A 15,059-nucleotide genomic window follows, 5' to 3' on the forward strand; every position below is an offset into this window, starting at 1 on the left:
ACAGCGCTGCCCGCTCGATCCCCCGGCCAATGATCTTGTTCGGGGGATTTTCAGTTTGGGCAAGCTGCCCTACGAGCATTCGGCATGCTGCCGCGGACTTATTTCACATTAAATCCCACCACCGAGCCTCCAAGCGCGCTGATATATAAAACGCCATTGGCCGACATCGACAATACCCCACCGGTCGGCTCGGTCCATACAAGCTGGTGGGTCTTCACATCCAGCGCATAGGTAGTCCCGCTGAACGAAACAAAAACCAGGTTCTTCGTTACCAGGAGATCCGTGCCGGAGAACGATATTAAGCGCCGCGGCACTTCCCAGCTCCATAATAATTTGCCGTCGCTTTCCGCGCGCGCTTCCAGCATGGACGTCGCATCATCCACTACGTACACCACGCCTTCCGCATACGCAAAATTATCGCCATAGGTGCCAGTGCTGGACCACGCCACCTTGTTTTGCTCAACGTTAAAATTGACCAGTTTTCTGGTCTTGCTGGCACTTTCCGGCTGCGTCATGCCGAAGATGGAGCCAGGTGCACCGGCGACCGGCGCCAGCGAAGATGCGCTCGTAGAGGTCCACATCATCTCCGGGGTGGCCATCGTCCTCTGGAGTGTTCCCGTCGCAGCGTCGGCCAGGGACAAGCCTTGGTCAAGGCTGAACAAATTGCTGCCCTGTAGCGTCGCCGAAGTCATGGGCGCAAACCATAATGGCGTTCCCGTGAGCGCCTCCAGCGCCTGCACGCCATTCGTATCGCCACTGGCAACGCTATGGAACAGCTTTCCACCACTGACCATCGGCTTCATCCATAAAGGAGGTATGGTATAGCCGTCGCGCTTGGGGAATGATGAGTAGGATGTGAACACCGTCGTTCCGGTGCTCGCATTCAAACCATACAGTACTTGCCGGCTGTCATCGGTGCCAGTTCTCACATACAGCATATCGGCCGAAGTGCTGGAAAAAGGATCTCTGCCGAAATCACGGCTCCAGGCGACGCTGCCGTCGGATTCCTTCAGCGCATACAGAATCGCACCTGCGTTCAAGAAAACATGATTGGCGGAAATCACCATTGGCGTGCGGTGCATATAGCTGGCGCCGGGAATGGGCCAGGTCCAGCGCCTGGAAAATTTCGACACATCGAGCGTGACGGGTACATAACTGGAGCGTTGCGCATTGCCTCGCTCACCTTGCCAATCGGACACACCCGGCCAGCGCGTCAACGCAGTCAAGGTAGACAACGCCCTGACTTCAACGTCATATGGCACCGACATGGTCGTCACCGGATAGCGCGCGCTGCACTCAAGGTCACGGCAGGCGCGTATCTCAATGTTACCGCGATAGCGTCCACTGGCCAGGGCTGGCACCGTTTTCAGCGTGAACTCATACATGAAGTCACCATTCCAGCGGAAGTCGGACGTTTTGATAAAGACGCCTTTCGGATCGGTGGCGGTAATGTACAGATTGATTTTAGACTGTCCGGATGGTGCCGCAAGCACGCCGCTGGTCGTGGCGGCCTGCCCCTCATAAAAAGATTCGGATATGGAAATTGGATTAACAAACTCCACCGGTATGACGTGCAAGGCGCTGACCGAGTAAGGCAGCAACTGCCTTGAATAGGAGATCGGATTGCTGCAGGCCGCATCCCGGCAAACCTGGATTTCCATATAGCCTTCATAAGTACCAAACGACAGCGTGCTCGGCATCTTGATCAGGGCGGTATACGTCACATTATTCTCTTGAGTAACGGAACTACTCAACTGCAATACGCCAGTTGGATCGAAGAAGCGGAAAAAAAGCGGTTCTGTCGCCGGGCTGCTCAAAGTAATCTGCACTTTCGATACCTTGCTCTCGCCAAGCAGCATGACTTCCACCATCTTCGATGGCGTAAACGTCAACGCCGGATAGATCACACCAGGCTTGGTGGGTACGACTGGATCTGGCTGTGCAGGGGTCACCGGCGTTACTGGCGCAATCGGTGTTTCGGGTACTGGTACGGTCGGTGGCACCGTGACCACAGGCGGCGTCGGGGTCGGAGGAGCGACATTGCGCCCCCGCCGCCACAGGCGCTGATACAGCATAGGATAATCGAGGCGAGCAGTTTCTTTACAGACATCAGCATATCCACATTATTTTCCATCAAGAAATTTTCAAGTTGTCAAATAATATAGATTGATAAAAATATTGTCTATCTTTTAAAACATGCTTCTGCGCCGCGATGGTTTGACGCCACGCTAAAAAGAGCCCTGCATGGAATATCTCGGCCCAATAAAAAACGGCGCGGATTGCTCATGCAATCCGCGCCGTTTCTCTTTTTGATAGCACCCCAGTCATTGCCGGCGTGTCATTTATCGCACGCCAGTCTTTGCCGGCGTGTTTCTCCCCCACTACTAAATCTTACTCAGCCAAACGCTTCTCCAGCGCCGCCTTGTTATCTGCCAATTCTTGCGGCAGATGATACGCGAGTTTTTCGAACAACTCCGTATGCAATTTCAATTCTTCCACCCACGCGGCCTTGTCGATCGAAGTGATGGTGTCGAACTGTTCTTGCGTGAATGGCAAGCCATCCCAGTTCAGGTCGCCATACTGCGGCGTCGTGCCGAACAGGTTTTCCACGCCGCCCGCCTTGCCTTCGATGCGCTCGAGCATCCATTTGAGCACGCGCATGTTGTCGCCAAAGCCAGGCCAGACGAACTTGCCTGCTTCGTCCGTACGGAACCAGTTGACGCAGTAGATCTTCGGCAGGGCGGCGGGGTTGACTTTGCCCACCTTGACGCCCATGTCCAGCCAGTGCTGGAAGTAATCGCTCATGTTATAGCCGATAAACGGCAACATGGCAAATGGATCGCGGCGCACGACACCCATCTGGCCCACGGCCGCGGCCGTCGTTTCCGAACCCATGGTGGCGGCCATGTAGACGCCTTCAACCCAGTTGCGCGCTTCGGTCACCAGCGGCACGGTGGTCGAGCGACGGCCGCCGAAGATGAAGGCCGAGATCGGCACGCCGGCCGGATCGTCCCAGGCGGCGTCGATCACTGGGTTTTGCGTAGCGGCAACCGTGAAGCGTGCGTTCGGGTGCGCCGCCTTGGTGCCGGACGCTGGCGTCCAGTCCTTGCCCTGCCAGTCGATCAGGTGGCTTGGCGCTTCCTTGCTCAAGCCTTCCCACCACACGTCGCCGTCGTCCGTCAGCGCCACGTTGGTGAAGATCGTGTTGTCGCGCATGGACGCCATGCAGTTGTAGTTGGTTTTTTCGTTGGTGCCCGGCGCCACGCCAAAGTAGCCCGCTTCCGGGTTGATGGCGTACAGGCGGCCATCCTTGCCCGGCTTGATCCAGGCGATATCGTCGCCGATGGTGGTCACTTTCCAGCCGTTAAAACTTGCCGGCGGGATCAGCATGGCGAAGTTGGTCTTGCCGCAAGCCGATGGGAACGCTGCTGCGACGTAATGCTTCTTGCCTTCCGGCGATTCCACGCCGAGGATCAGCATGTGCTCGGCCAGCCAGCCCGGATTGTTGTCCGATGCTTGCGCTTCCTGGTAGCCCATGTTCGAGGCGATGCGCAGGGCGAAGCATTTCTTGCCCAGCAAGGCGTTGCCGCCGTAGCCGGAACCGAAGGACCAGATTTCGCGCGTTTCCGGGAAATGCACGATGTACTTGGTGCTGTTGCACGGCCATTTCACGTCTTGCTGGCCGGCCGCCAGCGGCGCGCCCACGCTGTGCACGCACGGCACGAACGCGCCATCCGTGCCCAGCACGTCGTACACGGCACGCCCCATGCGGGTCATGATCTTCATGTTGACGGCGACATAAGGCGAGTCGGACAGTTCCACGCCGATGTGCGCGATCGGCGAGCCCAGCGGGCCCATCGAGAAAGGCACGACGTACATGGTGCGACCACGCATGCAGCCGTCGAACAGGCCGTTCAAGGTGTGGCGCATCTCGCCAGGTTCGGTCCAGTTATTCGTCGGGCCGGCCGCTTCTTTTGTTGCCGAGCAGATATACGTGCGGTCTTCGACGCGGGCCACGTCACTCGGGTCGGAGCAGGCCAGGTAGGAATTCGGGCGCTTTTCGGCATTGAGTTTTTTCATGGTGCCGCTGGCAACCATTTCAGCGCACAGGCGCTCGTACTCTTCTTGCGAACCATCGCACCAGTAGATGCGGTCTGGCTTGGTCAGCGCGGCAATGTCGGCCACCCAGTTGATCAGTTTCTGTTGTTTAATATAAGCTGGGACGTTGAGTGCGGCGACGCCACCCATGACGGGCTGATTCATATTACCTCCAATACCAATAAAAGAAATTCTGGTCGTTCCGGCAAGACAGGCAGCATCGTTGAGAGGTGGCTGCGGCTCACTGCGGGCGGTGCGTTCACGCGGGCAGGGCTCTGGTGTCGTTTACCTGGATCATGCACCCAGGCTGCAGGAACAGTTTGCGCTATAACTATACTCAGGAAGCTTCAAAAGTGCCGGCGATTGTACACCCGCGTACCGGCTATTCTCGCAAAAATGTAGGAGAATAGCTTGACTAATGTAGTAGGCTATTCAGCATTTCCCGTATCCTGTTATTTCCCTACCAAATCCTCACTAAAATCGGCCATCCACCATGAAAATTGCCATCCTCGATGATTACCAGGATGCCGTGCGCGGCCTCGATTGTTTCCAGTTGCTCGATGGCCACGAGGTCAAAGTGTTCAGCAATACGGCGCGGGGCCTGGGCCAGCTGGCGATCCGCCTGGCGCCGTTCGACGCGCTGGTGCTGATCCGCGAACGCAGCAGTTTCAACCGCGCCTTGCTGTCGAAACTGCCGAATCTGAAACTGCTTTCGCAAACGGGCAAGGTCAGCGGCCACATCGATGTGGCGGCCGCCACCGAGCTGGGCATCGCCATCGCGGAAGGCATCGGCTCGCCCACGGCGCCGGCCGAACTGACGTGGGCGCTGATCATGGCGGCGCAGCGCAAGATCGTGCCGTACGCGCAACATTTACAGGAAGGGCTGTGGCAAACGTCATCCATCGAACCGGCGCGCAACACGCTCGGCACGGTCTTGAAAGGGCGCACCCTGGCGATCTGGGGCTACGGCAAGATCGGTCAATTGATCGCCGGCTATGGCCGCGCCTTCGGCATGACCATCCTCGTGTGGGGCAGCGAAGCGAGCCGCGCGGCGGCCGTGGCGGCCGGCGATACGGCGGCAGCGTCGCGCGAGGCCTTCTTTGAACAGGCCGACGTCTTGACCCTGCACCTGCGCCTGTCCGACGCCACACGGGGCCTGGTGACAAACGAGGACCTGGCGCGCATGAAGCCGACGTCCCTGTTCGTCAATACCAGCCGCGCCGAGCTGGTCGCCGATGGGGCGCTGGAAGCGGCGCTGCCCCAGGGGCGTCCGGGCGCCGCCGCGCTGGACGTATTTACGGACGAGCCGCTGCCGCCCGGCTCGCCACTACTGTTGCTGCCGAACGTGCTGGCCACGCCCCACCTGGGCTACGTCGAGCGTGACAGCTATGAACTGTATTTCCGCTACGCCCTGCAAAACATCGTCGATTTTGCGCAGCATCAATGCACGCGCCTGCTCAATCCCGAGGTGCTGGCGCATGCGCGGCAAGTCCCTCAGGAGCGCTGAAACCCCTTGATGAGGTCCGGCTCGCCCGTGATGCGGATGGCGGGCGCGGGCAGCACATGCCGACCGCGCCACAGCCCAGCCCAGCCGGGCGGCCAGGCAATGTCCGGTCCGCCGTACGGCGCCACGCCGGCGCGCACGGCGACGACCGGCACGGGCGGCATGTCGGGCAAGGGCTCGCCTGCCGTGCGCGGCATGTCCAGGCTGTACATGTAATTGGGTAACAAAGCTTCGCAGACGCGGCCAAACCAGTCGCTATGGTCGTCGTCGCGCCCCAGCGCCTGCGCCAGCCCCTGCGGGTCGAAACGTGCCAGGGCATCGATCAGCTCGCCAGTGGTGGCGCCCGGCGTATCGCCCCAGCCCATCACGGGGTTGACGTTGTAGTCGGCGCCCGAGCCATACCAGCCTTCGCGCCAGGGCCGCTGCATCCAGTCGCGCGGCCCCGTAAACAAATGCCAGCGCCAGTGCAGGCCGGACGGCTTGGGCCAGGAATACAGATACAGTTTTTGATAGCCAGCCTGGTGCAGCTCGCGCACCATGGCCATCAGGCGTGCATGCGGCATGCGGTCCGGTGGCGCGCGGCGAAACAGGATCGCTTCGCCATCGGCAAACTGCACGTCGTCGGTCGACAGGTTCAGGTCCAGGGTCCGCGCTTCGCTGCCGAAACGGGCGGCAATCCAGCCCGTCAGCAAATTGACGGACGTGATCACCCCGTAACCGCGGTGGCGGTGAAAAATGACGGTGCCGGGAGCGAGCGCTTTCATACGGAGTCGGGGTGGCAGGCAAACAAAGAAACCAGTGTACTCACAGATGGCCAAATTTTCCAGATGCGGCGCGGTAGCAGGGCGGCAAGCACACGGCCCCATCTGCGGCGCATTCACGCAACGGCGACAATCCACGCTATCATGCGCGTCATTCTCCACTGACATCGTGACCACATCATGACTTTGCGCATACTCGCCACCGGCGGCACTTTCGACAAACACTACAACGAATTGAACGGTACCCTGGGCTTTTCCGACAGTCATTTGCCGGCAGCGATTGCCCGCGCGCGCATGACGGCGCCCGTGGCGCTGGAGCAATTGCCGCTGCTCGATTCGCTCGACATGCAGGATGCGGACCGCCAGCGCGTGCTGGCCTCGTGCCGCGCGGCGCACGAAAAAGCCATCGTCATCATCCACGGCACCGACACCATGCGCGAAACGGCGCAAGTGCTGGGCGCGGCGAACCTGCAGCAAACGGTGATTTTGACGGGCGCCATGATTCCCTACGAAATCGACAACTCCGATGCCCTGTTTAACCTGGGCTTTGCCTGTGGCGTGGCGCAAACCTTGCCAGCCGGCGTGTACGTGGCCATGAATGGCCAGATCTTTGCCTGGGACAATGTGCAAAAGAACCGCGCCGCCGGCGTATTCCAGCCCTTGTAAGCCAACGCCTGACAGGGCGCGACAGGCAGACCAGCAAACGCTCTGGCTGACACGCTGTCACAATTCGACCAGCCCGTTTTCAACGGGCTTTTTTACGTTTTTTTACCTTTCACAAATTCTGCAAAGCAACGGTTTTCCTCGAATTATTGTAGGCAAAGCATTGAATTGCCAATACAATAATTTTATGTTGTAAAAAAACGCCATTGATCCTTTTTAAAAACGGCGATATTGTTAAATATAAAACTGTAATTTAACAATTAAATTAAATATTCTTCTGTATCCATAATTTATTGCCAAATCCGACACGGTTGAGGTGCATTTTTTCTTGCTGAGACGACATAATGATTGCCTCGACAAGTAATAAGTGCATTTATAACAATATTGTGCTAAGTAGTCTTCCACCTCCCACCGACGTGGTTCCGCCTACCGTACACGAGCACCGCTAGCCCTCTATCCGATGGCTTGATACGTGCTCGTGTGCTGCTTGTCGTTATTAAAACTACTACGGAGTAATTGTTATAATGGCATTCAAAGAAAAAATTGGCGTGCGCAGCGTACGCCTGGCCCTGACCGTACTGGCAGGTAGCGTCTTGTTCTCTGGCCAATCCATGGCGGACGAAGCAATTCAAAAAGTTGAAATTACCGGTTCGAGTATCAAGCGTATCGCTGTCGAAGGCGCCTTGCCAGTACAGCGCCTGTCGCAAGAAGCGATCGCCAAATCGGGCGCCACTTCGGTAGCCGACCTGATCCAGGCTCTGCCAGCCATGCAAGGCTTCACCATCGGCGCAGTTGCTGCCGGCTCCGATTCGGGCGGCAATACCAGTGCATCGCTGCACGGTATCGGCGAGTCCTACACCCTGGTACTGCTGAATGGCCGCCGCATCGCGCCACAAGGCTCCGGCACCACGGTCAACCTGAACGCCATTCCGATGAGCGCCGTTGAGCGCGTCGAGATCCTGACCGACGGCGCTTCGGCCCTGTACGGCTCGGACGCCATTGCCGGCGTACTGAACTTCATCCTGAAGAAAAACCAGCAAGGTGCCACCCTGGAAGCCACCTATGGCGGTCCGGAAGACAAAGGCGGCAACGCCTGGAATACCAGCGTCACCTACGGTTTCGGCGACCTGGACGAAGACCGCTTCAACGTGCTGCTGTCGTACCGCCACGACGAGCAGTCGAAACTGAGCGCCACCGACCGCAAGTTCGCCGCTACCTCGTATGTGCCATTCAGCCGCAACGGCAACAACTACGTATGGGACCGCACCAGCACCTCGGCTTCGCCAGCAGGCGCCACTGTTGCCTACAATAGCGGTGCTAAATCGACAGCCTTTACGCCTTACCTGGCGATGAATGGCAAGTGCCCTGAAGACTCCTACAAGACGACCAGCAACGCGCGCGCTTGCGGCTTCGACACGGGCTCCACCGTGGAAGTCGTACCGCAATCGAAACGCGACAGCCTGTTCTCCAAAGCTACGTACAAGCTGAACGACAACCTGAACGCGTTCGCCGAACTGGCCTACTCGCGCTACGACCTGACGGCGCGTATCGCCGCCAATCCGATCCCGATTTCGATCGCCAAGGGCAGCGCGCTGTACAACACCTATGTATCGCCCTACCTGACGCCAGCGCAACGTGCCGACGTCAAGTCGATCACCGCCAACTACCGCAGCACCGACTTCGGTCTGCGCGCCAGCAACACCATTACCGAAACCAAACATATGGTCATTGGTGTGGAAGGCGAACTGGGCGCGTGGAACTTCGAAAGCGGCCTGACCTGGTCGCAAAACTCGATCGACGAGCGCTACACGGGTGGTTACCAAAAGAGCCAGGAATTCAAGAACATCCTCGCCAATCCGGATTTCGATCCGTTTGCAACCACGCAAAAACCATCCGTGCAGGCACAAATCGCTGGCGCGCAGTTCGTCGGTTCGGTGCGTACCGCATCGACCACGATGCGCGGCCTCGACACGCACGGTTCGCGTGAATTGTTCTCCTTGCCAGGCGGCAAGGCCAGCCTGGGTATCGGTGGCGACTACCGCACCTATACCTATGAGCAATCGCCAGGCAGCAATGCCACCGGTGACGATATCTACAACTTCAACACCAAAGCCGCCTACGACATGAGCCGCGACACCTACGGCGCGTTCGTCGAGTTGCTGGCGCCGCTGGCCAAGTCGTTCGAAATGACCGTGGGTGGCCGTCACGATGCTGTCAAGGCGATCGATGACAAGCTGAACCACAAAACTGTCGGCAAGAAAGACAGCGCCAATACCTACAAGGTATCGGCACGCTGGCAGCCAGTACAGACCGTGCTGATCCGCGGTTCGTACGGCACGGGCTTCAAGGCACCAAGCATGCTGGAAATTGCTCAGCCACTGGTCAACGCCGGCTTTACCGCCAAGAAATTTGACTGCCCATACCCAGGCAACGCACTGTGCCGCGCGGAAGCAACGCAATACAACGCCGTGTCGCAAGGCAATCCAGATCTGCAATCGGAAAAGTCGAAACAGTTCACCCTGGGCTTCCGTGTCGAGCCTAGCTCGGCCTTCTCGTTCGGCGCCGACCTGTGGGATGTGAAACTGCGCAATGCCGTGTCGGAAGTTTCCGAAGAGCAAGCATTTGCCGATCCGATCAAGTATGCGTCGAGCTTCGGAACTTATACCGAGCCATCGACCGGCATCACCTATTACTCGTTCAAGAAACTGTCGGTCAACATCGGCAAGAAGGAATACCGTGGTATCGACTGGGATCTGTCGGCCAACCACAAGTTTTCCTTCGGCAAGCTGACGGCCCAATTGAGCGGTACGCACATGTTGCACGCCAACTACACCAAAGCCGGTAGCGATAATATCTACACCAGCAACATGAACTTCTTCGGCGACACCAACGAAGTCACGTTCCGCAACCTGATGAAGCTGACGACGACCCTCGACACGGGCCGCCTGAGCAACACGGTAACCGTCAACTACCGTAACGGCTACACCGATGCAGCCGCTACCGTGTATAACCTGGCGACCCAGCAAGAAGAGAAAAACTTCCGCCTGCAAGTACCGTCGTACACCACGTTCGACTGGCAAGCACGTTTCGCCTTTGACAAGCAAACCACGATCCGCGCAGGCATCAAGAACCTGTTCGACCGTGCACCACCGCTGTCGCTGCGCGCTTCGTCGGGCCACCAGGTTGGTTTCGACCCACGCTACGCCGATCCAATGATGCGTTCGTTCTACATCACCGGCAACTACAAGTTCTAATTTGACGTTTTGAATTAACTTGTCTGAAAGCGCCTTGCACTTCACCGTGCAAGGCGCTTTTTTTATGCCGAAACATATTGCACAGGCGAAAAAAAGGAGCCGCAGCTCCTTTTCCATACCGATATACCTGCTTTTATGCAGTTGCTTCGCCGCCCAATGCTTCGACCACGTCGGCCATCAGCTTGCTCAGTTCGCCCGTCATCAGCATCACGTCGCCGTCGAAACGCTCGTCGTCGTTCTTCGTGCTCGATTCCGTTTCCTTGATCACGTCCAGCGGCTTGACGCTCTTGATGGCCAGGGACTCCGTCAGCACGAACGAGATCTTGTCGTTCCAGGTCATGGCCAGGCGCGTGCACTGCTTGCCGGCCGCGATGTGGCGGCGCACGTCGTCCGCTTCCAGGGTGTGGCGCACGTAGCGCACGGTGGCCTTGCTCTCGCCCGTGGCGCGCAGTTCCGTATCCATGTCGACCGTGAAGCCGGCAGGCGCATCGTCGGCCTGCAGCCATTCCGTCATCACCGCCACGGGCGAGCGCTGCACGCGCAGGCTTTCCAGCGGCAATTTGTCGACGGCTTTCAACAGCAGCTTGATGACTTCATCGGCTTTCGCCGGGCTGGCGGCATCGACCACCAGCCAGCCATTGACGGGGTCGATCCACGTCCAGACGTTGCTGCGGATGCTGAAAGCGCGCGGCAGCAACTCGTCGGCCACGCGTTCCTTCAATTCCTTCATGGCTTTTTTACCCGGCGCAAAGCCTTGCGCTTCTTCCATCTCGGCGGCGCGGGCCTTGGCGACCTGGTTGATGACGGTCGCTGGCAACAGTTTCTTTTCCGTGCCCAGCAAGATCAGCATTTGCTTGTTGACCACGTGGACCAGGCCGCCGTTCGGGCGTGGCGTATCCCAGCCCTGGCGCATCAGATCCATGCTGGTCGCCGGCGTAAATTTGTTCGAGGACAAGGCCTCTTCCAGTTGTTCTGGCGTATAGGCCCATGGTGCGGGCAGGCGGTAAATCTGAAGATTCTTGAACCACATAGTTTTTGTCTTCCGTTTGTTTCAGTAGTGCCAGGGGAACGCCATTCTACACTTTCGACATGAAAATGCCGTCAAAAGCGCGGTCTGGCGCGGTATGTGTCTTACAGGAAACGTGCTACAGGGCCGGGAACAGCTCGGCCTGGGCGGGAACCTGCCGCATCACGATGGCCGGGTCGCACAGGGCAGAAATGCGCACGCCCAGCAGGCGGATTTTCTTTTCGAATGGCACGCGCCGCAAACAATCGCGGCTGGCGCGCAGGATGGCGGCGGCGTCCGCCGTGGCGCTGGGCAAGGTGACGTCGCGCGTGACGGTGCTGAAATCCTCGAAGCGCAGCTTGATGCCCACCGTGCGCCCCGCCAGCGACTGTTTATCCAGGTCGCCCGCCACGCGCGTGCACAGGCTTTCCAGCTTTTCCGACAGGGTGGCGCGGTCGCGCACCACCTGCAAATCGCGCTCGAACGTCGTTTCGCGGCTGACGGATTTGGTTTCCCGGCTCGTCTGCACGGGGCGATCATCGATGCCCAGCGCCGCCTGGCGCAGCCAGCCCGTGTACAGGTCGCCGAACTGCGTGCGCAGCATGGCCATGTCGGCCCGGGCCAGCTCGCCGATCGTGACTATGCCCAGGGCTTCCAGCTTGGCCGTCGCCTTCGGGCCGATGCCATTGATCTTTTTCGCCGGCAAGGGCCAGACGCGCGTTTCGATATCCTCGGGCGACAAGATGGTGAGCCCGTCGGGCTTTTCCAGGTCGGAACAGATTTTTGCCAGCAATTTGTTCGGCGCCAGGCCGATCGAGCACGACAGGCCTGTCGCCTCGAACACGGCCGCCTTCAGGCGCGCCGCCATGGCCGGCGCCTGCTCGCCGTATTCGCTCAGGTCGACATAGATTTCATCAATGCCCACGTTCTGGATGATCGGGCACAGCTGGGCCACGGCTTGCTTGAAGCGCGCCGAATATTCACGGTAGGCCTCGAAGTCGGCCGGCAGCAGGATGCTGTCGGGCGCCAACTTGGCCGCCTTCATGATGCCCATGGCGGAAAACACGCCGAACGCGCGCGCCGCATACGTCGACGTGGTGACGACGCCGCGTCCCACGTAGTCGCGCATGCGCGCAAACTGCCGCGTACCGTCTTCCAGTAGCACGGGCTGCTGCAAGCGCCCGCCGCCGATGACGACGGCCTCGCCGCGCAATTGCGGATATTTCAACAGTTCCACGGAGGCAAAGAAAGCGTCCATGTCCAGATGGGCTATCCAGCGGCGGGCGGGTGACTCGGGAAGTGGGGAGGCAGATGTGGTCAAGGACACCTCGCGGCAAGATACTGTAGTTATATACAGTATCGCTGGAAATGCCCATGGATGCAAGTTGAAACACGCGCGCACCGCAGTTGCTTTTCTCAATAGCAAGATTACAATCCTGACACAACTATTCAAAGGAGTCGCCTTGTCCATTACCCATCACGCTGCGCGCCGCCGGTCCATTTGGTCATCCATCCTGCCGGCCCTGCTGCTGTCCACCTTGGCGCCAGCCGCGCTGGCCGCCGATGCAGCCGCCACCGCGCCTGTCGCCGCCAAGACAGCCTGGCAGGAAACGCGCCACGGCACGGTCGTCACGGACGACTACCGCTGGCTGCAGAAGAAAACCGATCCTGCCGTGATCGATTACCTGAATGCGGAAAACGCCTACACGGCGGCCGTCACGGCCCCGATCCAGCCGCTGGCCGACAAGGTGACTGCGGAAGTCAAGGGACGCATGCAGGAAGTGGACTTGTCCGTGCCTGCGCGCCAGGGCAATTTCTACTATTACACGCGCATGGAAGCGGGCAAGCAATACGCTATTCACTGCCGCCGTCCCGTCGGCAAGAACGGCGCCTACGATGCCCAGGCGGCTGAGGAAATCCTGCTGGATCAGAATCAATTGGCCGAAGGCCACAAATTTTTTGCCGTGCGCGCGTTTGCCATCAGCCCGAATGAACAGCTGCTGGCCTACACCACCGACACGACGGGTTTTCGCCAGTACGAACTGCACGTCAAGGATTTGAAAACGGGCAAGTTGCTGGGCGATACCATGCCGCGCGTGACGTCCCTGGCCTGGGCGGCGGACAATGCCACCCTGATGCTGACGCAGGAAGACGCCACCACCAAGCGCGCGGACCGATTGTTCCGCCTGCCGCTGGGCGGCACGCCGCAGCAGGTCTACCACGAGCCGGTGGAACAGTTCGCCATCGGCGTGAGCCGCACGCGCGACCAGCGCTACTTTGTACTCACCGCGCGCAGCACGGACACGAGCGAGGTGCTGCTGCTGCCAACGAGCAAGCCGCAAGGCAGTTTTCAGTCCGTGCTGAAACGCGAAAAGGGGCACCGCTACGGCATCGAGCACCGCGACGGCCAGCTGTACATCCTGACCAACAAGGACGCGAAGAATTTCCGCGTCGTCAGCGCGCCATTGAGTGCCCCGCAGCCGAAGCACTGGAAAAGCCTCGTGCCGCACAACAAGGATGCCGTGATCCAGTCCATCGACGTCTTCCAGGGCTACCTGGTGGTGATGGAAAAGGCACGCGCCCTGAACCGCGCGCGCATCCTTGATTTCGCGCACAAGAACTGGAAGACGGTGCAGTTCGACGACCCCGTCTACCTGGCCACGGCGGCCGGCACGCCGGAGTTTTCCGCCACACAATTTCGCATGTCCTACCAGTCGCCCGTCACGCCGCCCACGGTGATTGACATCAGCATGCAGGATGGCAAGCGCACGGTGCTGAAGCAGCAGGAAATCGTCGGCGGCTTTGACGGCAGCCGCTACACCACGCAGCGCCTGTGGGTGACGGCGCGCGATGGCGTGCAAGTGCCGCTGTGGATCGTCTACAAGAAAGGCGTCAAGCTCGACGGTTCCGCACCGCTGCTGCTGTACTCGTACGGTTCGTATGGCATTTCCACGGAGGCCAGTTTTGCCATCAGCCGCATCAGCCTGCTGGATCGTGGCGTCATCTATGCCCAAGCGCATATCCGCGGCGGCACCGACATGGGCGAAGCCTGGCATGAATACGGCATGCTGATGAAGAAGAAAAACACCTTCAATGACTTCATCGACAGCGCCGACTACCTGGTACGCGAAAAATGGACCAGCCCGAACCGCCTCATCATCCAGGGCGGCAGCGCGGGCGGCCTCCTGATGGGCGCCGTCGTCAACATGCGCCCCGAGCTGTTCCATGCCGTGCACGCAGCCGTACCGTTCGTCGACGTGATGAACACCATGATGGACGCCAGCCTGCCGCTGACGACGGGCGAGTACCTGGAATGGGGCGACCCGAACCAGAAGGCGGCCTACGACTACATGCTCAGCTACTCGCCTTACGACAACATTGCGCGCAAGAATTATCCCGCCATGCTGGTGACGACGGGCCTCAACGACAGCCAGGTCATGTACTGGGAACCGGCGAAATATGTGGCCAAGCTGCGCGCATATAAAACGGACGGCAATCCGCTGCTGCTGAAAACGAACATGGGCGCCGGCCACGGCGGCGCTTCCGGCCGCTATAACGCAATTGCCGAGAATGCGTTCAATATGGCATGGATGCTATCGCAGTGGGACATTACAGAGTAAAGTGAAAAAAGCGCTTGCAGAAGGATTTCGCCCGTCCTATAATAGCGCCTCTTCCAGACGTGGTGACAAACGTCGGGATGGTTTTCTGAGACAAGCAACGGGTGCTTAGCTCAGTTGGTAGAGCGGCGCCCTTACAAGGCGTAGGTCGGGAGT

At 59.2% G+C, this 15,059-nt stretch carries 9 protein-coding genes; 4 read left to right on the forward strand and 5 right to left on the reverse strand.

Annotated elements, in window-relative coordinates:
• Positions 1 to 98: 98 nt before the first annotated feature.
• Together AC54AF_RS15385 and AC54AF_RS15390 are read right to left on the reverse strand one after the other, a co-directional pair.
• The gene (locus AC54AF_RS15385; RefSeq protein ID WP_496637226.1) at positions 99 to 2,075 is read right to left on the reverse strand and encodes an outer membrane protein assembly factor BamB family protein; all 1,977 of its coding nucleotides are present in this window, start codon (positions 2,073 to 2,075) and stop codon (positions 99 to 101) included.
• Between the two features lie 316 nt (positions 2,076 to 2,391).
• Positions 2,392 to 4,263: a phosphoenolpyruvate carboxykinase (GTP) gene (locus AC54AF_RS15390; protein ID WP_496637227.1), complete on the reverse strand. Its 1,872-nt coding sequence runs from the start codon at positions 4,261 to 4,263 to the stop codon at positions 2,392 to 2,394.
• Between the two features lie 328 nt (positions 4,264 to 4,591).
• On the opposite strand from AC54AF_RS15390, the gene AC54AF_RS15395 reads away from it, so the two are divergent.
• A complete protein-coding gene (locus tag AC54AF_RS15395; protein WP_131688853.1) occupies positions 4,592 to 5,605 on the forward strand; it encodes an NAD(P)-dependent oxidoreductase in 1,014 nt (337 codons plus the stop codon).
• Here the strand turns inward: AC54AF_RS15395 and AC54AF_RS15400 are convergent.
• On the reverse strand, positions 5,593 to 6,366 hold the full coding sequence (locus AC54AF_RS15400) for an L-asparaginase (protein ID WP_496637228.1): 774 nt from the start codon (positions 6,364 to 6,366) through the stop codon (positions 5,593 to 5,595). The two genes, AC54AF_RS15395 and AC54AF_RS15400, sit on opposite strands and share 13 nt — an antisense overlap.
• A 177-nt stretch (positions 6,367 to 6,543) precedes the next feature.
• On the opposite strand from AC54AF_RS15400, the gene AC54AF_RS15405 reads away from it, so the two are divergent.
• Together AC54AF_RS15405 and AC54AF_RS15410 are read left to right on the forward strand one after the other, a co-directional pair.
• Positions 6,544 to 7,029 carry an asparaginase domain-containing protein gene (locus AC54AF_RS15405; RefSeq protein ID WP_034754431.1) on the forward strand — a complete coding sequence of 162 codons (486 nt, stop codon included), beginning with the start codon at positions 6,544 to 6,546 and terminating at the stop codon, positions 7,027 to 7,029.
• Positions 7,030 to 7,550: 521 nt separating this feature from the next.
• Positions 7,551 to 10,280: a TonB-dependent receptor gene (locus AC54AF_RS15410; RefSeq protein WP_496637229.1), complete on the forward strand. Its 2,730-nt coding sequence runs from the start codon at positions 7,551 to 7,553 to the stop codon at positions 10,278 to 10,280.
• 133 nt (positions 10,281 to 10,413) lie between these two features.
• On the opposite strand, the gene AC54AF_RS15415 is transcribed toward AC54AF_RS15410, so the two are convergent.
• Together AC54AF_RS15415 and dinB are read right to left on the reverse strand one after the other, a co-directional pair.
• Complete coding sequence (locus AC54AF_RS15415; protein WP_100874868.1) at positions 10,414 to 11,310, reverse strand: recombination-associated protein RdgC; 897 nt, start codon at positions 11,308 to 11,310, stop codon at positions 10,414 to 10,416.
• 115 nt (positions 11,311 to 11,425) lie between these two features.
• Positions 11,426 to 12,607 carry a DNA polymerase IV gene (dinB, locus tag AC54AF_RS15420; RefSeq protein ID WP_496637230.1) on the reverse strand — a complete coding sequence of 394 codons (1,182 nt, stop codon included), beginning with the start codon at positions 12,605 to 12,607 and terminating at the stop codon, positions 11,426 to 11,428.
• A gap of 142 nt (positions 12,608 to 12,749) precedes the next feature.
• Between dinB and AC54AF_RS15425 the strand changes: the two genes are divergently transcribed.
• The gene (locus AC54AF_RS15425; protein ID WP_496637231.1) at positions 12,750 to 14,906 is read left to right on the forward strand and encodes a S9 family peptidase; all 2,157 of its coding nucleotides are present in this window, start codon (positions 12,750 to 12,752) and stop codon (positions 14,904 to 14,906) included.
• Positions 14,907 to 15,059: the final 153 nt, after the last annotated feature.

The organism is Janthinobacterium sp. JF4 (genome assembly GCF_059617925.1).